The 17,599-nt window shown below is 61.2% G+C and carries 19 protein-coding genes; 7 read left to right on the top strand and 12 right to left on the bottom strand.

Annotation, left to right across the window (positions count from 1 at the left end):
• Nucleotides 1-114 precede the first annotated feature (114 nt).
• From EKL15_RS09845 to trpS, 6 genes are all read right to left on the bottom strand, one after another.
• On the bottom strand, nucleotides 115-579 hold the full coding sequence (locus EKL15_RS09845) for a DUF1456 family protein (RefSeq protein WP_004939471.1): 465 nt from the start codon (nucleotides 577-579) through the stop codon (nucleotides 115-117).
• Between the two features lie 109 nt (nucleotides 580-688).
• Nucleotides 689-1,588 carry a phosphonate ABC transporter, permease protein PhnE gene (gene phnE / locus EKL15_RS09840; RefSeq protein ID WP_033637591.1) on the bottom strand — a complete coding sequence of 300 codons (900 nt, stop codon included), beginning with the start codon at nucleotides 1,586-1,588 and terminating at the stop codon, nucleotides 689-691.
• Nucleotides 1,585-2,448 carry a phosphonate ABC transporter, permease protein PhnE gene (phnE, locus tag EKL15_RS09835; RefSeq protein WP_193158834.1) on the bottom strand — a complete coding sequence of 288 codons (864 nt, stop codon included), beginning with the start codon at nucleotides 2,446-2,448 and terminating at the stop codon, nucleotides 1,585-1,587. Before phnE (EKL15_RS09835) ends, phnE (EKL15_RS09840) begins: the two co-directional genes overlap by 4 nt.
• Before the next feature lie 78 nt (nucleotides 2,449-2,526).
• Entirely contained in the window at nucleotides 2,527-3,459 is a 933-nt protein-coding gene (gene phnD / locus EKL15_RS09830) for a phosphonate ABC transporter substrate-binding protein (protein ID WP_019454696.1), read from the bottom strand.
• Between the two features lie 41 nt (nucleotides 3,460-3,500).
• Nucleotides 3,501-4,334, bottom strand: coding sequence for a phosphonate ABC transporter ATP-binding protein (gene phnC / locus EKL15_RS09825; protein ID WP_203089351.1), 834 nt, complete (start codon nucleotides 4,332-4,334; stop codon nucleotides 3,501-3,503).
• A gap of 117 nt (nucleotides 4,335-4,451) precedes the next feature.
• Entirely contained in the window at nucleotides 4,452-5,459 is a 1,008-nt protein-coding gene (gene trpS / locus EKL15_RS09820) for a tryptophan--tRNA ligase (RefSeq protein WP_046686640.1), read from the bottom strand.
• 290 nt (nucleotides 5,460-5,749) lie between these two features.
• Here trpS and EKL15_RS09815 point away from each other — a divergent pair, with 290 nt between their 5' ends.
• Nucleotides 5,750-6,625 carry an NAD(P)-dependent oxidoreductase gene (locus EKL15_RS09815; RefSeq protein WP_060421117.1) on the top strand — a complete coding sequence of 292 codons (876 nt, stop codon included), beginning with the start codon at nucleotides 5,750-5,752 and terminating at the stop codon, nucleotides 6,623-6,625.
• 33 nt (nucleotides 6,626-6,658) lie between these two features.
• Here the strand turns inward: EKL15_RS09815 and EKL15_RS09810 are convergent, their stop codons facing one another.
• The 3 genes from EKL15_RS09810 to EKL15_RS09800 form a co-directional block, all read right to left on the bottom strand.
• Nucleotides 6,659-7,186: a cysteine hydrolase family protein gene (locus EKL15_RS09810; RefSeq protein ID WP_060421112.1), complete on the bottom strand. Its 528-nt coding sequence runs from the start codon at nucleotides 7,184-7,186 to the stop codon at nucleotides 6,659-6,661.
• Between the two features lie 29 nt (nucleotides 7,187-7,215).
• Entirely contained in the window at nucleotides 7,216-8,319 is a 1,104-nt protein-coding gene (locus tag EKL15_RS09805; RefSeq protein ID WP_038880072.1) for a suppressor of fused domain protein, read from the bottom strand.
• Nucleotides 8,320-8,482: 163 nt separating this feature from the next.
• Nucleotides 8,483-9,355, bottom strand: coding sequence for an oxygenase MpaB family protein (locus EKL15_RS09800; RefSeq protein WP_203089349.1), 873 nt, complete (start codon nucleotides 9,353-9,355; stop codon nucleotides 8,483-8,485).
• 241 nt (nucleotides 9,356-9,596) lie between these two features.
• On the opposite strand from EKL15_RS09800, the gene EKL15_RS09795 reads away from it, so the two are divergent.
• The 4 genes from EKL15_RS09795 (at nucleotide 9,597) to EKL15_RS09780 (ending at nucleotide 12,829) form a co-directional block, all read left to right on the top strand.
• Entirely contained in the window at nucleotides 9,597-10,040 is a 444-nt protein-coding gene (locus tag EKL15_RS09795; protein ID WP_203089341.1) for an acetyltransferase, read from the top strand.
• 264 nt (nucleotides 10,041-10,304) lie between these two features.
• Nucleotides 10,305-11,330 (top strand): methionine ABC transporter ATP-binding protein, encoded by a 1,026-nt coding sequence (locus EKL15_RS09790; protein WP_203089339.1) that lies wholly within the window; start codon nucleotides 10,305-10,307, stop codon nucleotides 11,328-11,330.
• A complete protein-coding gene (locus EKL15_RS09785) occupies nucleotides 11,323-11,991 on the top strand; it encodes a methionine ABC transporter permease (protein WP_203089337.1) in 669 nt (222 codons plus the stop codon). The genes EKL15_RS09790 and EKL15_RS09785 overlap by 8 nt, the downstream gene beginning before the upstream one ends.
• A 19-nt stretch (nucleotides 11,992-12,010) precedes the next feature.
• The gene (locus tag EKL15_RS09780) at nucleotides 12,011-12,829 is read left to right on the top strand and encodes a MetQ/NlpA family ABC transporter substrate-binding protein (RefSeq protein WP_038880058.1); all 819 of its coding nucleotides are present in this window, start codon (nucleotides 12,011-12,013) and stop codon (nucleotides 12,827-12,829) included.
• 815 nt (nucleotides 12,830-13,644) lie between these two features.
• On the opposite strand, the gene EKL15_RS09775 is transcribed toward EKL15_RS09780, so the two are convergent.
• Nucleotides 13,645-14,289: a TetR/AcrR family transcriptional regulator gene (locus tag EKL15_RS09775; protein WP_049201030.1), complete on the bottom strand. Its 645-nt coding sequence runs from the start codon at nucleotides 14,287-14,289 to the stop codon at nucleotides 13,645-13,647.
• Between the two features lie 176 nt (nucleotides 14,290-14,465).
• Here EKL15_RS09775 and EKL15_RS09770 point away from each other — a divergent pair, with 176 nt between their 5' ends.
• Together EKL15_RS09770 and EKL15_RS09765 are read left to right on the top strand one after the other, a co-directional pair.
• The gene (locus tag EKL15_RS09770; RefSeq protein WP_060421097.1) at nucleotides 14,466-14,723 is read left to right on the top strand and encodes a DUF1471 domain-containing protein; all 258 of its coding nucleotides are present in this window, start codon (nucleotides 14,466-14,468) and stop codon (nucleotides 14,721-14,723) included.
• A 191-nt stretch (nucleotides 14,724-14,914) separates the two neighbouring features.
• The gene (locus tag EKL15_RS09765) at nucleotides 14,915-15,172 is read left to right on the top strand and encodes a YdgH/BhsA/McbA-like domain containing protein (RefSeq protein ID WP_004939517.1); all 258 of its coding nucleotides are present in this window, start codon (nucleotides 14,915-14,917) and stop codon (nucleotides 15,170-15,172) included.
• Nucleotides 15,173-15,249: 77 nt separating this feature from the next.
• Here EKL15_RS09765 and EKL15_RS09760 read toward each other — a convergent pair whose 3' ends face one another.
• A complete protein-coding gene (locus EKL15_RS09760) occupies nucleotides 15,250-16,548 on the bottom strand; it encodes an SLC13 family permease (protein WP_060440445.1) in 1,299 nt (432 codons plus the stop codon).
• Nucleotides 16,549-16,632: 84 nt separating this feature from the next.
• Nucleotides 16,633-17,538, bottom strand: a complete 906-nt coding sequence (locus EKL15_RS09755; protein ID WP_080347957.1) for a helix-turn-helix domain-containing GNAT family N-acetyltransferase — start codon at nucleotides 17,536-17,538, stop codon at nucleotides 16,633-16,635.
• Between the last annotated feature and the right edge of the window lie 61 nt (nucleotides 17,539-17,599).

Raw genomic sequence — 17,599 nt, 5'->3', positions numbered from 1 at the left:
GCCCACCATCGATGGCGGATGGCTGAGGGCCTGTACAACAACGGCGGGCGGGAGAGCGGCAATAAAAAAGGCGCAACCTTGCGATTGCGCCTGAGGCTCGGTGAACGCTGCGCGTTACTCGCCGCGAACGCGCTGCGCCAACCCTTTGAGGAAGTAGCGCAGCATCTGATCGCCGCATGGGCGGTAGTTCTTGGTGCCTTCTTTGCGGAACAGCGCGCTCAGCTCCGGCTTGGAGATGCGGAAGTCCACCGCGGTGAAGATCTGGTGCATGTCGGTGTCTTTCAGCTCGAACGCCACGCGCAGCTTTTTCAGCACCAGGTTATTGGTGATCGGCAGCTCAACCGCCGGCGCCGGGAACTTGTCGTCCTTGCCGCGTTTGAAGAACACCAGGCCATTGAGGAAGTGCGCCATCACTTCGTCCGGGCACTTCTCGTAGCCCGGCTCGCCTTCTTTGATCACGTAAGCGTCCATCGCCGACACCGCCACCTCGAAATCGTCCAGTTTGATAATCTCGACCATTTTGGCGTTGTTAATGCTCAGCATATAGCGCACGCTGCGCAGCACGTCGTTGTTCATCATGGGATTGCATTGCCTTTACTTGTCTAACGGGGACGTGCGCACATTGCGAAACGAAATGACTGCCACACACCTTGAATGTGCGGCAGTATAGGGATCGGCAAGGGGTTTCTCAATCGATTTGGCTTTTTTGCTGATACAGCGGGATGTCTTCGCCGATGATGTACTTGTTGCGCAGCATCGACGAGACCTTATCCATGATCATCACCACCACCACCAGGATCAGGGTGATGAACATCACCACGTCCCAGTTCCACAGCCGCATGTTTTCCGCGTACACCAGGCCGATGCCGCCGGCGCCGACGAAGCCCAGCACCGCCGCAGAGCGAGTGTTGGACTCGATCTGGTACAGGCTGAGCGCCAGGAAGGTGGGGAACGATTGGGTGAAGATGCCGTAGCGGTGCTTCTGCAACCCGTTGGCGCCCACCGCCGTCAGGCCGCGGCTGGGGGACTTGTCCACCGCCTCGTGCCCTTCGGCGTACAGTTTGCCCAGCAGCCCGACGTCCTGCATCACGATCGCCAACACCCCGGCCAGCGGCCCCATGCCGACGGCGCGCACGAAGATCAGCCCCCAGATCGCCATGTCGATACCGCGCAGCACGTCCAGCAAGCGGCGCACCAGCACGGAGATCGGCCGCAGCAGCGGCGTCGACATCACGTTGCGCGCGGCGAAGAACGACAGCGGCAGCGCGATCAGCGACGCGGTGATGGTGCCGGCGAACACGATGGCGATGGTGATGCCGATCTGCTGAAAGTAGTACATGAACGGCCAGTTGACGAAGTCGTGCCAGACGAACATGCGCAGGAAATAGCGCCCCAGCTGCTGGCAGCCGTTGATAAACTGCGGCCAGGTAATGCCGAAGACCAGGAAGAAGAACACATAGTACAGCACGATCGCCAGCGCGATCAGGCCGACGGTGCGCAGGTAGCGCCCCTGCTGCGCGAAGATCGCAGGATGCTGTTGTTTCAACTGGCGCAGCGTTTCCGCCGACGCCGGAGTGCCCGCTATCATTTTGCCCCCTCCACCACGCGCTTACGCAGCTCGCCCGACACGTAGTCGAGCACGGAAACCACCACGATGATCAACAGCAGCGTCATGCTGACCTGATCGTAGCGGTCGAGTTTAATGTTGGTCATCAGCTCCTGGCCGATGCCGCCCGCGCCCACCAGCCCCAAAATGGTCGACTGACGGAAGTTGATCTCCAGCCGCATGAAGCTGTAGGAGAGAAACACCGGCTTCACCTGCGGCCACAGGCCGAAGCGCATGCGCTGCAGCGGCGTGGCGCCGCAGGCCGCCAGCCCGCGCACCGGTTTGTTGGAGGCGGTTTCGATCGATTCGTAGAACAGCTTGGTCAGGCTGCCGATGGTGTGCAGCGCCAGCGCCAGGAAGCCGGGAATGGCGCCGATGCCGAACGCCATCACGAACATCACCGCCCACGCCAGCTCCGGCATGGTGCGCAAAAACGCCACCAGCGTGCGGATCGCCAGCCGCACCGAGGCCGGGGTATAGGTGTTGCTGGCCGCCAGAAACGCCAGCACGGTCGCCACCAGCACCGAGAAAATGGTCGCCGCCAGCGCCAACTGCAGGGTCTCCCAGATCAGCGGCAGCTGGATATTCAGGCGGTAACCCCAGTAGGCCAGCGAGCCCTCGGTGCGCCCGTCGGCGAACAGTAAATGCCAATGCAGCGTCGGAATGGTTTCGGCCAGGTAGTCGAAGAAGTGCGGAATAGACACCCAGACGGTGTGCAGGTTGAACTCGGCGAGGTTGCCGGCGCCCAGGTACAGCACCACCAGTCCGAGCGACCACAGCAGCGCTTCGCGCTTTTGCTTGCTGCGGATCCGTTGGTAATAGTGTGCGAAATCGGTATTCAAAAGAGGTCTTCCATCTTTATGGAACAAGGGGTTCAGCACGCTGAACCCCTTCATTCGGACGGCCGAGGCAGCCGGGAATTAACGGTCGCCTTTAGTCAGCTCGCGCTTCATATCGATGATGTTCTGGTATTCCGCCAGGGTGGTGTCGCCGATGTGCTGTTTGCCGCCCATCGCTTTGATAAAGCACTGGTGATCGTCTTTATCCAGCTTCTTGATCGCGGTGACCACTTTGGCCTTGAAGTCGGCCGGCAGCGAGTTGCTCACCAGGATCGGGCCGTTGGGGATCAGCGGCGACTGCCAGATGATGCGGATCTGTTTCATCAGGTCAGGGTGATCCATGCGGATCATGCGGGTGAACGCGCCGCTGGTGTAGCCGGTGTTGTAGTCGCCGATCATCGACGCCCAGGTCACCGCGCCTTCGAACTGGCCGTTCAACACGCCGAGAATGTCCTGCTCGTGGCCGCCGGAGAAGGTGACGCTGGAGAAGGTGTTGTTGTATTTGTTGTCGACCGTGCCGCCGAACAGCTTTTTAAACGCCTGGTTCGGGATCAGGAAGCCGGAGGTGGAATCCGGATCGGCGAAGCCGATGGCCTTGCCTTTCAGGTCTTCCAGTTTCTGGTACGGGCTGCCGGCCTTCACCACCACCACCGAGTGGTAGCCGCGCGACTGGTCGACGTCGTCGACCGCGATGCCGACGATGTCCACCGCTTTCGGATCCTTGATGTAGACCGAAGCGAACGACGACGGCGACATGCTCAGCACCAGGTCAATCTTGCCGCCCAGCAGGCCCTGGATCACGCCAGAATAGTCGGACGAGTTGCGCAGCTTGGTATCGACGTTCAGCTCTTTATCCAGAAACTGCTTCACGCACTGGTTATCGCCGATCTGCTGGGTGGCGTTCTGGCCGCCGAGAATGCCCAGGTTCAGCTCTTTCGGCGCATCCGCTGCGGCAGCATTAAATACCATCATCGCGCCGGCCATCAGGGTGGTCAGACTCAATACTTTTTTCATTAGGTGTGCCTTGTGTGTAAAGGGTAAAGGTCAAAAGTGCTTCAATGGATCTGATTGGCTTCTTCGCCATACAGCTGGTGCAGGATCCGTTCGTTCAGTTGCGAAGGATGCCCGTCAAACACGATCTTCCCGTGGGCAATGCCGATCACCCGCGAGCAATACTCTTTCACCAGTTCGACCGAGTGCAGGTTCACCATCACCGCGATGCCGTCTTCGCTGATTTTCTGCAGCGCGTCCATGATGCGGCGGGTGTTTTTCGGATCGAGCGACGCGACCGGCTCATCGGCCAGCAGGATTTGCGGGTTTTGCATCAGCGCGCGGCAGATGGCGACGCGCTGCATTTGGCCGCCGGAGAGGTTCTCGGCGCGCTGCAGCGCGTGCGGCAGCATGTTGAGCCACTGCAACAGCTCGATGGCGCGAGCGCGGTCGGCGTCATCGAACAGTTTGAAGAAGGATTTCAGAGTGGACGTATGGCTCAGACGGCCCAGCAGCACGTTGGTCATCACGTCCAGCCGCGGCACCAGGCAGAAGTCCTGGAAGATCATGCCGCAGCGCGCGCGCCACTGGCGCATCTGGCGGCCGGCCAGCTGAGCGATATCCTGCGCCACGCCATCGTCTTCGAAGTGCAGCATCTCGCCGCAGCTGGGAGGAATGGTGCCGTTCAGGGTGTGCAGCAGCGTGGACTTGCCCGCGCCGGAACGGCCGATCACCGCCACGAATTCGCCGGCATGCAGATCGAAATTGATGTCATCCAGCACGCGCTGCTGCGCTTTGTAGGCCTTGCCGAGTCCCTTTACCGATAAAACTTTGCGGGATGCGGCGGCGTGCTGCCCTGGAAAGTCGTGCTGTGCCAATTTTAACAGTGCCTGAGCCATATGATTTCTCTGGTTTCAGTGGCTAATCATTATGGGCACCTATTAACGGATAAGTTTATGACAGTGGGATGATCGTTTTATGGCCGGGGCGTGACGCGTGCCGCCCCGGCGTTCGCCTCACGCCAGGGTGAAGAAGTCCAGCCCCAGCGCCGTCTTGACCTGTTGCAGCGTCTGTTGGCTGACCTGATGCGCGCGGCGGGTACCGTGCTGCAGGATGCGCGTCAGCTCGCCTTTATCGGCGATGAATTCGGCGCGGCGGGTGCGGATCGGCTCAAGCAGGCTCTGCAGGCAATCCTCCAGCAGCCGTTTGATTTTCACGTCCCCCAACCCGCCGCGCCGATAGTGCGCCTTCAGATCCGCCACCAGTGCGGCGTCTTCGCAGAAGGCGTCCAGGTAGGTGAACACCATGTTGCCTTCCACCCGACCGGGATCGCTGACGTTGAGATGGCCGGGGTCGGTGAACATGCTCATCACCGCCTTGTGCACCTCGTCGGCGCCGGCGCCAAGCTGAATAGCGTTGCCGCGCGATTTCGACATCTTGCCCTGCCCGTCCAGCCCCGGCAGACGCCCGACGTTGCTCAACAGCGGCTGGCACTCCGTTAATATCGGTTGGCCGACGATGTGGTTGAAACGCCGCACGATCTCATTGGTTTGCTCCAGCATCGGCAGCTGATCCTCGCCGACCGGCACGTGGGTGGCGCCAAAGGCGGTGATGTCCGCCGCCTGGCTGACCGGATAAATCAAAAAACCGGCCGGCAGGCTGCGGGCGAAATCCTTCTCGGCGATTTCGTTTTTCACCGTCGGGTTGCGCTCCAGCCGCGCCACGCTGACCAGATTGAGGTAGTACATCGTCAGCTCGGCCAACGCCGGCAGCGCCGACTGCAGGCAGATCGTGGTCTTGTGCGGATCAATGCCCACCGCCAGATAGTCGGCCACGACGTTGAGCACGTTGGCGCTGATTTTTTGCGGGTTGTTGCCGTTGTCGGTCAGGCCCTGCAGATCCGCCACCATCACCGTTTGGTTATGCTGGTGCTGCAGTTCGACGCGCTGGCGCAGCGAGCCGACGAAGTGGCCTAAATGCAGTGGGCCGGTGGCGCGATCGCCGGTAAGAATGGTGTAGCTCATGACAGTGCTCCTGAAGGTCTGTAGACCGCCGGATCAACGCCACAAAAAATAATGCCGCCAAACCGGCGGCATTAAAAAGAGATGTGAATACTCGTGCCGCCTCAGAAGAGGCGCCACCATGACTGATTGTGGGTGGAGTGCATCGATATATTCATGCCATCAAGGTATACCCGCAGCGGCAGCGCGTCAATAGCCCGCCGCCGGCGCGTAAGACGGCGTTACACTCCGGCATTTGCGTTCCTGGCCTGGCGCGCTAGGGTAAAACCTTCAACCTGAAAAAGGAGCGCATGATGAAGATCGGATTTGCCGGACTGGGTGGGATGGGCAGCGCCATGGCGGCCAACCTGTTGCAGGCGGGCTTCGCCTTAACGGTATGGAACCGCTCGCCGCAGGCGGCGCAGCCGCTGGTGAGCGCCGGCGCGCAGCAGGCCGAACGGCCGGAGCAGCTGGCCGATGCCGACGTGCTGATCACCATGCTGGCCGACGATGCCGCCACGCAACAGGTGGTGGTCGACAGCGGGTTGCTGCAACGGATGAAACCGGGCGCGCTGCATATCAACATGGCAACCATCTCGGTCGAACTCGCCCAGCGTTTGACGGCGCTGCATGCGGAACACGGCATCGGCTATCTCGCCGCGCCGGTGCTGGGACGGGTCGACGTGGCCGCCGCCGGCAAGCTGAATATTCTGGCGGCCGGCGATAGCGAGCTACTGAAGCAAGCGCAGCCGCTGTTCGATGCCCTCGGCCAGAAAACCTGGCACTTCGGCGCCGATCCGGCGCAGGCCAACGTCGTCAAGATCGCCACCAACTTTACGCTGGCCAGCGCCATTGAAGCGATGGCGGAAGGCAGCGCGCTGGTGCGCAACTACGGCGTGTCCGGCGCCGACTACCTGCAGATGCTGAGTAGCACCGTCTTCGCCGCCCCGGCCTATCAGGGCTATGGCGCGCTGATCGCCGCCGAGAAGTATTCCCCCGCCGGATTCCGGCTGGCGCTGGGGCTGAAGGACGTCGGGCTGGCGCTGGCCGCCGGGGCCGACAGCCATACGCCGATGCCGTTCGCCGGGGTGCTGAAAGACAACTTCCTCGACGCGATGGCGCAGGGGGATGCGGATCTGGACTGGGCCGCGCTGGCCAAGGTGGCGGCGCGGCGGGCGGGCCTGAAATAACGAACGGGGGCCTCGGCCGCCGTTTTTCCGTTCTCAGAACACGATGTCTGCCGCGGGAACGGCGCGGATCGGCACGCCGAAGCTTTCGATATTCGACAGCGTCTCGTTATGGTGGGTGCGGATCAGCAGACCGTCGGCATAGGGTTTGTCGTGGCAGGTGTGGGCATCCGCTGCCAGCGTCACCGGATAACCGTGCGCCGCCGCGCTGCGCACCGTGGTGTCGATGCAAAACGGCGTGGAGTAGCCGCAAACCACCAGCTGCGATACACCGTTGGCGATCAGTAACGCGCCCAGTGAGGTGCGCAGGAACGAGTCCGGCGTGGTTTTATCCACCCGGTGATCGCCCGGCGCCACCTTCAGCGCCGCGAGCACTTGCCAGGCGGCGCTGCCGTGCCGCAACTCGTCGTCCGGCGTGTGGTGCTGAATGACGACAACCGGCACGCCTACCCGGCGGGCGCGCTCGCTCAGCTGATTGATGCGCGCAACGGTGCCCGCGGCATCCGCCGGCGGCGGCGTAAACAATCCTTCCTGCACATCGATAATCAACAGCGCGGTGGTCATGGCGGCTCCCGAAGAGAAGATAAGTGGCGTCAGCACACCGGCTGGCGCGGGCGGAAAATATGGTCGACGCCCTGCTCCCGCAGCCGATTCACCAGATCGTGCCCGCCGTTCGGCGTGGCGTGCGCCAACTGCCGCTCGGCGGTAAACACCGGGCTGGCCCAGAACAGGTTCACCGGATCGCCGTACTGCTGCGGCAGAGCCAGGTGCGCACTATGCGGATAGAAGGACGACGATAAAATATAACCCTCGTAGCCCAGCGGCGCCACGTCCGACTCCAGCGTATGCCCTTCGCCGATCCAGGTCAGCCGCGCCCACGGCGCGTGCGCGAAACCGGCCAGCGCACTGGCCATCTGCACCGCGTTGTCTTCGGTCATGTATTGGCTGTCGATGGCGATCGCCATCTCCATGCGGCGATAGCGCGAAGCCTCGTCGTTGAACAGGATCTCCACCCACGGCATCGGCCGGATGCTCACCCCCATGGTGAGGAAGTAATAGATGCCGTCGCGCTCGTGCTGGGTGATGGCCATCGGTGGCCACTTGCCCTGATCGATGGCGTAGTACTTCACCGAAGGGCCAAAATGCGGCTCATAGCGCGCCTGAAAATCGCGCTGCATCTTCGGCCACGGATTGCCCTCTTCACGCTGCCAGCTGCGCCAGAACTGGCGGGTGCTCTCCGCCTGCGCATACTGGGTGTTGGTCGAGGCCGAGCCGAGCGGATAAGCCAACGGGCTCTCCTTGATGCAGCTGGCGGAATAGCACACCGAATGGTCGATATACAGACTCCAGCCGGGGATCACCGCCAGCAGTTGGCCGTAATACCACAGGGCCGCGCCGTCGTCGCTTTCGCTCCACACCACCATCAACCCTTCCGGGTTCAGCGGCGCTTCGCCTTCCAGGTTGCGGCAATACTCCGCCGCCAGCATCGGCGGCTGCCCTTGTTCCAGCGCGGCGCGATCTTCCTGCAGCGGCGCGGCGGCCAGGTTGCGCAGCCAGCAGGCGCGCACCTGATAGCGATCGCTGTAGGCTTCGGCGGGATAGATATAAAAATAGGCTGCCCGGTGATCTTGCTGAACCACCGCAACCAGCGTCTGGTTCTCATTGCTGACTTCAGCAAGTACGTATGACTCGTTCATATCACCTCAATAGGGTCAGGGCGCGGCAGAATCGGCTGCGCGCCAAAAATGGAATGTGGCTTTGCCCCCAAGTGTAAAACGCATTACTGGCCGGATCACCCGTAAAAGTCTCAAAAGCGTCCGTAAACGAAGATAAACAAAGGTTAATTATAGCGGCTGTGGCTCATGACGGCTGAGTGATGCGCCGCACCGCGCGCTGATAGGAGCCGTTGCGCATCGACGCGCCCAGCACCTTGCCGAGGCCTGCGGCGCCCGTTCGCACCAGCCGCCGCCGCAGCGCGCCCGGATGAAAACCGAACTGCCGCTGCGCCCAATCGGGTAACAGATCGATGCCCGCCTGCATCACCACCCCGCCGAGCGGGCGCGCCAATGCGCTCGGCGCCGGCGCCTTCAGCAGAATGCGCGCCACCTCTTGCGTGCGTTCATCGCAGACCAGCTGCGGCCGCATCGCCTGCAGGTACTCTTCGACCTCCGCGCAGGACTGAGGAATTGCGGTCGCCCCCAGCGCGGCGGCCACGCGCGCCGCTTCGCGGTAGTATTGATCCTGCAAATCGCGGGAAAGATGGGGGTTGCGGTAGCGCAGGTGGCTGGCCAGAAAACGGCTGCTCTCCGCGACGTGTACCCAGGTCAGCAGCGCCGGATCGCTGGCGGCATAAGGCGTGCCGTCGCGGCCGATGCCGGTCACCCGCAGATGGATGGCTTTGACTTTGGCGATCAGCCGCTCCGCCTCGGCGGTCGGGCCGAAGGTGGTGACCGACACGAACTGGCTGGTGCGGCGCAGGCGGCCAATCATATCTTCGCGGAAGTTGGAGTGATCCCACACCCCGGCCAGCGCCAGCGGGTGCAACATCTGCAGCAGCAAGGCGCTGACGCCGCCGCACAGCATCGGGGTGAAATCGCGGTGAACCTGCCAAATGACCGACTGCGGGCCGAACAAGCCCGGATCGCCCGGTGGGTTCTCAAAATCGACGCCGCCGAGCGCCAGCCCGGTCAGGCTGAGCACCTGTTTTTCTATCGCTGCGCGTACCGCTTCCATCCTGCTGCCCTCTCGCTCATTCAGAGGCCAGTGTATCACGCGGCGGGCGCCCCATTGCGCCCTGCGGCGGTTGAAAGCATTAACTTACTGAATTACAGTTATTATACCGCTTGCAAAAAGGCGGGCCTATTCGATCCACTGCAGAGGCGCTTTGCAGGGCGTTAACCCACGTTAATTCGGCACTAACCCCACAAAACCTCTATCTAGTTTTTTTCCTTCAACTTAGATAGCAGAGAGTTCGATGATTACCATCAGAGCACGCGCGGCGGAAGACAACGCGCAATTGGCAGATATCTGGCTGCGTTCGGTGCGCGCCACTCACCATTTTTTAACCGAAGACAACATCGTACAGCTGTTCCCGCTGGTGCTGAACGACTACCTGCCGGCGGTTAACGTCTGGGTGGCCGAAGAGCGGCCGGGGCATCCCTGCGGCTTTATCGGCCTGAACGGCAACAAGGTGGAGATGCTGTTTATCGACGCCGATCAGCGCGGCAAAGGGGTGGGCAAAGCGCTGCTGACCCACGCGGAAACGCTGCACGATGAACTGCAGCTGGACGTGAATGAGCAAAACCCGCAGGCCAGCGGCTTCTATCGCCACTACGGGTTTGTCATCACCGGCCGCTCGCCGCTCGACGGCCAGGGCAACCCGTTCCCGCTGCTGCACATGAAGCTGGACAAACGCTAGCCCTCCCGCCGGCCGCCCTGCGGCCGGTTTTCTCCCCCCTGTTTCACCCGCCGGTTTATATATCAAATCAGAATAAGTAATAGAATTTACATTCTTCCTGTCACTATAAACCCTCGGTAGGATTGCCCGGTATTCACCCGCAACAGAGGTTCCGTCCGCCACTCCCCGCCGGGTTGTGCCCCGCAGAAAAGCCGAACGATCCCTGTCCGGCGCACCGCGCTCTGGACGGAATGCTGTGAAGTATCGATAAGGATCCGCTTCGCTATGATCGTTCTTTCGAACGTTTGCAAAACTTTTGACAGCACACAGGGCCGCGTCGTGGCGGTAGACAACGTCAGCCTGGCGGTAGAGGCCGGGCAAATTTACGGCATCATCGGCTACAGCGGCGCCGGCAAAAGCACGCTCATCCGCCTGCTTAACGGCCTGGAAACGCCCACCAGCGGCCGCATTGACGTAGGCGGCTTCGATATCGCCCGCGCCAAAGGCAGCCACCTGCGCCAGGCGCGCCTGAAAATCAGCATGGTGTTTCAGCACTTCAACCTGCTGTGGTCGCGCACCGTCAGCCAAAACATCGCTTTTTCCATGCAGATCGCCGGCGTGCCCAAGGCGCAGATTGCGCCGCGCGTGGCGGAACTGATCGCGCTGGTCGGCCTGCAGGGGCGCGAAGACGCCTACCCGTCGCAGCTCAGCGGCGGCCAGAAACAGCGCGTCGGCATCGCCCGCGCGCTGGCCAATAACCCGAGCGTGCTGCTGTGTGACGAGGCCACCTCGGCGCTCGATCCGCAGACCACCGACGCCATTCTCGACCTGCTGCTGGACATCAACCGCCAGCTGAAATTGACCATCGTGCTGATCACCCACGAGATGCACGTGGTGCGCAAAATCTGCCACCGCGTGGCGGTGATGGAAAACGGCCGCATCGTCGAAGAAGGCCCGGTGCTCGACGTGTTCACCCGACCACAGCAGCCGATCACCCGGCAGTTCGTCAAACAGGTGTCGCAGTATGCGGATACCGAAGAGAGCTTCAACCCGCTGCTCACCGCCCATCTGCCGGGGGCGATTTTCAAGCTGACCTTCGTGGGTGTGCAAACCCATCAGGCGGTGATTTCCGAAGTGATCCGGCGCTACGCCCTGACCGTCAACATTCTGCACGGCAAGATCAGCCACACCCTCAACGGTTCGTTCGGCGAACTGTACATCCACGCCGAAGGCAACGAACAACAAGTCGCCGACATGCTCAGCCTGCTGCACGAAAGAAACATCGCCGTCAAGGTTATCCAACATGATTGAATCCCTGTTCCCCCACCTGCGTCTGGACCAACTGTGGGACGCCACTTGGGAAACGCTGTACATGACCGGCATCGCCGGTTTGGCCACGCTGATGCTGGGCATCGTGCTCGGCGTGCTGCTGTTTTTAACTTCGAAGGGCCAGCTGTGGCAGAACCGGGCGGTCTACTCGCTGATCTCCGTGTTGGTCAACGTCTTCCGCTCCATTCCGTTCATCATTCTGATCGTGCTGCTGATCCCGTTCACCAAATCGCTGATCGGCACCATTCTCGGCGCGGACGCGGCCCTGCCGGCGCTGATCGTCGGCGCGGCGCCGTTCTACGCCCGGCTGGTGGAGATCGCGCTGCGCGAGGTCGACAAAGGGGTGATCGAGGCGGCGCGCTCGATGGGCGCCAAAAACCGCACCCTGATTTTCCGCGTATTGCTGCCGGAGAGCTCGCCGGCGCTGGTTTCCGGCATCACCGTCACCCTGATCGCGCTGGTGAGCTACACCGCGATGGCCGGGGTGATCGGCGCTGGTGGCCTGGGCAACCTGGCCTATCTGGAAGGGTTCCAACGCAACCACAGTGACGTGACGCTGGTGGCGACGCTGACGATTCTGCTGATCGTTTTCGTCATTCAGTTCATCGGCGACAGCCTGACAAGAACGCTCGATAAACGTTAATTAACCAAGGAAAACGATGATGAAAAAGCACCTACTGATGTTGGCTTTCGCCTCCGTCGCCACCCTCGCCTCTTTTGGCGCCACGGCAGCGACCAAGCTGGTGGTCGGCGCCTCCAACGTGCCGCACGCCGAGATCCTCGAACAGGCCAAGCCGATACTGGCGAAGGAAGGCATCGATCTGCAGATCAAGCGCTTCCAGGACTACATCCTGCCGAACACCGCGCTGGCCAGCCACGACATCGACGCCAACTACTTCCAGCACGTGCCTTACCTGAACTCGGTGCTGAAAGACCACGCCGACGACAAGAGCTACGACTTCGTCAGCGCCGGCGCGATCCATATTGAGCCTATCGGCATCTACTCGAAGAAGTACAAGAGCCTGAAAGATCTGCCGGAAAACGGCAAAATCATCATGCGCGACGCGGTGGCAGAAGAAGGCCGCATCCTGTCTATTTTTGAACGGGAAGGCGTGATCAAGCTGAAGCCGGGGGTGAGCAAAGTGGACGCGCGCATCAGCGACGTGGTGGAAAACCCGAAACACCTGAAGTTCCAGGCCAACGTTGAGGGCGCGCTGCTGCCGCAAATGTACAACAACGACGAAGGCGACGCGGTGGTGATCAACGCCAACTACGCCATCGACGCCGGGCTGAATCCGACCAAAGATCCGATCGCGGTCGAAAGCGGCGAAAACAACCCGTACGCCAACATCATCACCGTGCACAAGGCCGACGTGAACAAACCGGAGATCGTGGCGCTGGTCAAGGTACTGCACTCCAAACCGATTCAGGACTTTATCCGCGAGAAATACCAGGGCGCGGTGATCCCGGTCAATCAGTAATGGGTTACACGGCCCGGTAAAAGCCGTAATGCTGGTCAGTTAGCGTTTTATGCAGGCGTTCGTGAAATTTTCGGTCGATAAAAGTGAGATGCTCTATGTGGCTCACGCACCTCGACCGAGCCAGGGGCCGAAGGCGCGGCCCCTGGCAACCCTCGCCTTTGCCCTGTCAGACGGTTGGCTTTGCCAACTCCCCTCCCTCCGCCATACCGCATTGAGGCCGGTTGCGACAGGCGTCCCTGCCTGTCTCACCTGAAACCGCCGTCCATGGCGGTTTCGCCTAATGCGCTATGCCTGCGTTCGGCGTCTTCAAGGGCGTCCAATACGGTGCTCATCTCCGATTCCTCGCTCTGCCATAACCTCATAAAGGACGGGTTGCCCGGTAGCTGCCAGCACGGGGGTTGACCTTTGGTGCGCATCACCGGCTGCCGAGCAAGACGGCGTTGTCAGGGGCAACCGGTCAGGGAAGGCCGGTTGAGGCGAGACTAACAGGGACGTTTGTCGCAGCCGACCCGCCCGACAATGCAGACGCGGCGAGGACAAATCTGCCGGGAGCAGATTTGAACGCTGCTTGCAGCGGCCCCGAAGGGGCGAGGCCCAGGATGGGCCGAGTAATTTCCGCAAAGCGGACAGACGGTGTTAAGCAAGAGCGCGGGTGGAGGGGCCGCGCCTTCGGCCCCTCCAATTGCCGTTCATGTTGGCCACAGAGAAATGCAGGACATTTACGGCAATTCCCCTGCACAGAACGCCCAGAGGCTGGATAAAAAATGCCACTCAGGATTAACTGATCAGCATTGCGGTAAAAGCCGGGCCGGTTGTTACACCTTATTGCCAATCTGGCTGAGCCGCGGCCACACCAGCATCAACGCCTCCAGCAACCGCAGCAGATCGCTCCGGCTTGCCCCTTCGCGCGCCTGCACCGACATGCCTTCAATAGTGCAAATCACGTATTTCGCCAGCAGCGCGGTGTCGGTTTTCGCCAGCAGTTCGCCCTGCTGCACCTTGCGATCGAAGCAGGCCTTCAGCGCCGCTTCCTGCGCATGATGCTTCCTGCGCAGCATCTGGGCGACATCATCGGACGCCGACGACAGCGCGGCGGAGGCGCACACCATAAAGCAGCCTGACGGCGTGTCAGGGTCGGTAAACACCTCGGCGGAAGAACGCACGTAGGCTTCGACGATCTCGGCCACCGGTAGATCCTGCTCCAGCATTTGGTTGGCGCAAACCGTATATTTCTGCAGATAGCGCTCCACCGCCGCGCGGAACATCCCTTCTTTGTTGCCGAATTCCGCATACAGCGTTGGCGCCTTGGCGCCGGTCACTTCCACCAGATCGGCCAGCGAGGTAGCTTCATAACCGTGCCGCCAGAACAGATCGAGCGCGCTTTCCAGCGCCCGGTCGCGATCAAATTGTTTCGGTCTGCCACGGCTTTTTTTGCCGCAGACCGTTTCATTGATGCTCATCGTTCCTCTCCTATCCCGCTCCACAGCAGGGTTAGCACAAATAACTTAACGATCATTATAAAAAAATATTGCGCCCTCGTCGAGAACCTATTAGCATTTAGTTATCGATCGTTAAGATAAGTTAGCGAAGCGGATTAAAACCCTCTATTCACCGTTATCGGAAAGGAAATAACATTATGAAAAACTTAAAATTAACCCTAGCAGCCCTCACTCTGGCCAGCGTTTCCTTCGGCAGCTTCGCCGCCGATTTAGTCCAGAGCCAACCGGCTGACCAGCAGAAAGTGGGCGTCATCACCGTCAGCGGCGCATCCGATCTGACCTCGCTGGAAAGTAGCCTGGCAGCCAAAGCCGATCAGGCCGGTGCAAAATCCTTCCGCATCATCGGCGCCGGCGGTAACAACCAGCTGCACGGCACTGCAGAAATCTATCAATAACAACGCATTAAGCCAACGGATTGCCTGTTCTTTTGCTCACAACGCCAGGGCGTAAAAAAAATTAATTAACGAGCATTAAAAAATACTTGCAATCTGTCAAACCGGCATCTAACATTAAATTATCGATCGTTAATTAATTTAACGACCTTACCAAACAAACATTGTAAAGAACACAGATAGGAAATAAGACCATGAAAAACCTGAAAATGACCATCGCCGCCATCGCACTGGCTTCCGTCTCCTTCGGCAGCTTCGCCGCCGAACTGGTCAATGCTCAACCGGCCGATCTGCAAAAAGCCGGCGTCGTCACCGTCAGCGGTGCGTCCGACCTGAGCAGCCTGGAAAACAAACTGGCGGCCAAAGCCGACGCAGCCGGCGCCAAATCCTTCCAGATCATCGCAACCACCGGCGACAACAAACTGCACGGTACCGCGATCATCTACAATTAATTGCCACACCGGCAATCGCGCAAAAGGGCGGCTCAGGCCGCCTTTTGTTTTATCTACCCGCCAACGCGCCGGTCGGTTTACGGGATCCACCCCAGCAGCCTGAACCACAGATAATCCAGCGGCACCAGCAGCGCAAAGCTGAGCGCGGCCAACAGCAGGCACAGCTTCAACCCTTCACGCGCCGGCACTTTGCCCATCCCCATCGCCACCACGATCGGCGAGGCCTGATACGGCAGCAGCGGCGTGGCGTAACCAATCACCTGGGTCATCAGCACCGTCAGCAGCGGCAGGCCGCTGCCCGCAGACAACGCCTGCGCCAGCGGGGTAAACAGCGCCGGCACGCCGTTGGCGGTCACCACAAAATTCAGCAATGCGGTGATCCCCACCAGCGAACCGAATGCGGTGAACGGTTTGCCGTGCAGATCCGGCATCATCGCCAGCAGCGCACCGCCCAGCCGATCGCCAAGCCCCGAGTGGCTGACCAGCGCGGTCAGCCCCAGGATCCCCGCCACGTAGATGCAGGTGCGCACGTTAACCCCGGCGGCGAACTGCTCGCCGTTGAGAAATCCGATGCGCGGCAACAGGCAAACGCAGGCCGCCGCCAACCCGATCCAGGCGGGAGCGATGCCATGCCAGCTGTCGGTCATCCACAACAACACCGTGACGCCCAACAGCGCGATCAGCCGCCATTCGGCGGCGCTGAGCGGGGTTTGCGCCGCCTCGGCCGCCACCGGCTGCGGCCGCGCACGGAACAGGCCGCAGATGCACAGCGTCAGCAGCGCGCCTTTGGCGATCCCGAGCACCGGGGCGTGCAACAGCAGGTAAGAAAGATAGGCGAAGTGGCTGCCGTAGGCGCTTTCCGCCGCGCCGCTCATCACCAGATTGGGCACGTTGGCCGGCAGGATGCTGGCGGAGAGCTGGAAGGTGCCGAACCCCACCGCCAGCGCCAAACCGATGCGGCCGCGCGAGCCCTCCCCCAAACCGGCGCGATCGGCCAACGCCATGACGATCGGCATCAGCAGCGTAATGCGCCCCATGTTGGAGGGCATGACAAACGCCAGCGCGTAGCTTATCGCCACCACGCCGCCCACCAGGCGGGGCCAGGAGCCGGCCAGGTGCGGCAAGAGCCGGTTGGCCAGGCGATCCGCCAAACCGGTGCTGCGGATGGCGGTGCCCAGCACGAAACCGCTAAGCACCAGCCAGAATGCGGAAGACGCGAAACCGGAAAAGGTCACCGCGGCGGGCGCCAGCTGCAACACCATCACCGCCGCGAAGAACAGCAGCGCGACCAAATACTCCGGCAAGCGGGCGCTGGCCCACAGCGCGATGACCACCAGCGTGACCAGCGCGGACAGCGCCATCGGATCCCCCAACATAGTTTCCTCCCTGATAAAACGTTGTGATTGTTATCAAACGGTTAACAGGGTGGCACAAGGCGCGGGCGCTAACCTTGAAACCGCTCACATATCGTCGTTCTTCAGATTTTTCAGCATGCACACGTTACAGCCGTGATGGCCGGTGTTGCCGCGCCGTTCCGTCAGCAGCGTGAATCCCAGCGCGTAGTACAACCCGATCGCCTCTTTCAACTGTTCGGTGGTTTCCAGGTAGCAGTAGCGATACCCCGCCGCCCGCGCCGCCTTCAGCGCCTGTACCACCATATAGCGCGCCATGCCCAGCCCACGCGCGCCGGGTTTGAAGAACAGCTTTTGCAGCTCGCAATAGCCGGGCTCTTCGCCCGCCAGCGGCGCCATGCCGACGCCCCCCACCACCTGCCCGTCCCGCTCCAGCACCCAGTAATGGCCGCCGTTGTCGCGATACAGACCGGTCAGACGATCGAGATCCGGATCGTGCAGGCTGACGCCTTCCATCTTGTCCATGCCGTACTCGCGAAACACATCGCGAATGATCGCCGCCATCGCCGCATCGTCGCGCGCGGCAATCGGCCGCACCCGCAGGTTGGCGTCGCGCTGTTTGCGCGCGCTGCGCAGCGCCGCGGTCATCTTTTTCATCGCCGCGGTGGTACTCGCCAGCTCATCGTCGTCCAACTGCGCCAGCGCCGCCTGCATAAAACCGTCGGCGTCGCTCTCGATGCCGGCCAGCGCCTTGCCGCCCTTTTTACTCAGCCGGTGCAGGTTGTGCCGCTTGTCATCCGGATGATCCACCGTTTCTATCACACCGGCGGCAACCAGGCTGCGCAGCGCCCGGCTGGCGCTGGCTTTGTCGATGCAAAGCCGGGCCGCCAGCTCGGTGACGCCCAGCGGCTGCTCGCTGACTTCAATCATCAGATGGATCTGCAGCGGCGAAAAGCGCGAGCCGTTGCTCTGCTTGTTCAACATGCCGAATTCTCTGACCAAACTGCGCGCCAATGCTCTGAAATCCCTGATGTTCACGACGTTATGCTCCCCTGTTCTTCCACCTTCACGCTAG

This window comes from Serratia sp. 4542 (assembly GCF_016805595.1).
GTDB classification, from domain to species: Bacteria; Pseudomonadota; Gammaproteobacteria; order Enterobacterales; family Enterobacteriaceae; genus Serratia; species Serratia nevei.
This window is presented reverse-complemented; position numbering and strand designations above follow the sequence as displayed.

Excerpts from the sequence above, each read along its gene's own strand:
- EKL15_RS09845 (WP_004939471.1), bottom strand. The coding sequence starts at position 579 with ATGATGAACAACGACGTGCTGCGCAGCGTGCGCTATATGCTGAGCATT.
- phnE (WP_033637591.1), bottom strand. The coding sequence starts at position 1,588 with ATGATAGCGGGCACTCCGGCGTCGGCGGAAACGCTGCGCCAGTTGAAA.
- phnD (WP_019454696.1), bottom strand. The coding sequence starts at position 3,459 with ATGAAAAAAGTATTGAGTCTGACCACCCTGATGGCCGGCGCGATGATG.
- phnC (WP_203089351.1), bottom strand. The coding sequence starts at position 4,334 with ATGGCTCAGGCACTGTTAAAATTGGCACAGCACGACTTTCCAGGGCAG.
- trpS (WP_046686640.1), bottom strand. The coding sequence starts at position 5,459 with ATGAGCTACACCATTCTTACCGGCGATCGCGCCACCGGCCCACTGCAT.
- EKL15_RS09815 (WP_060421117.1), top strand. The coding sequence starts at position 5,750 with ATGAAGATCGGATTTGCCGGACTGGGTGGGATGGGCAGCGCCATGGCG.
- EKL15_RS09810 (WP_060421112.1), bottom strand. The coding sequence starts at position 7,186 with ATGACCACCGCGCTGTTGATTATCGATGTGCAGGAAGGATTGTTTACG.
- EKL15_RS09805 (WP_038880072.1), bottom strand. The coding sequence starts at position 8,319 with ATGAACGAGTCATACGTACTTGCTGAAGTCAGCAATGAGAACCAGACG.
- EKL15_RS09800 (WP_203089349.1), bottom strand. The coding sequence starts at position 9,355 with ATGGAAGCGGTACGCGCAGCGATAGAAAAACAGGTGCTCAGCCTGACC.
- EKL15_RS09795 (WP_203089341.1), top strand. The coding sequence starts at position 9,597 with ATGATTACCATCAGAGCACGCGCGGCGGAAGACAACGCGCAATTGGCA.
- EKL15_RS09790 (WP_203089339.1), top strand. The coding sequence starts at position 10,305 with ATGATCGTTCTTTCGAACGTTTGCAAAACTTTTGACAGCACACAGGGC.
- EKL15_RS09785 (WP_203089337.1), top strand. The coding sequence starts at position 11,323 with ATGATTGAATCCCTGTTCCCCCACCTGCGTCTGGACCAACTGTGGGAC.
- EKL15_RS09780 (WP_038880058.1), top strand. The coding sequence starts at position 12,011 with ATGAAAAAGCACCTACTGATGTTGGCTTTCGCCTCCGTCGCCACCCTC.
- EKL15_RS09775 (WP_049201030.1), bottom strand. The coding sequence starts at position 14,289 with ATGAGCATCAATGAAACGGTCTGCGGCAAAAAAAGCCGTGGCAGACCG.
- EKL15_RS09770 (WP_060421097.1), top strand. The coding sequence starts at position 14,466 with ATGAAAAACTTAAAATTAACCCTAGCAGCCCTCACTCTGGCCAGCGTT.
- EKL15_RS09765 (WP_004939517.1), top strand. The coding sequence starts at position 14,915 with ATGAAAAACCTGAAAATGACCATCGCCGCCATCGCACTGGCTTCCGTC.
- EKL15_RS09760 (WP_060440445.1), bottom strand. The coding sequence starts at position 16,548 with ATGTTGGGGGATCCGATGGCGCTGTCCGCGCTGGTCACGCTGGTGGTC.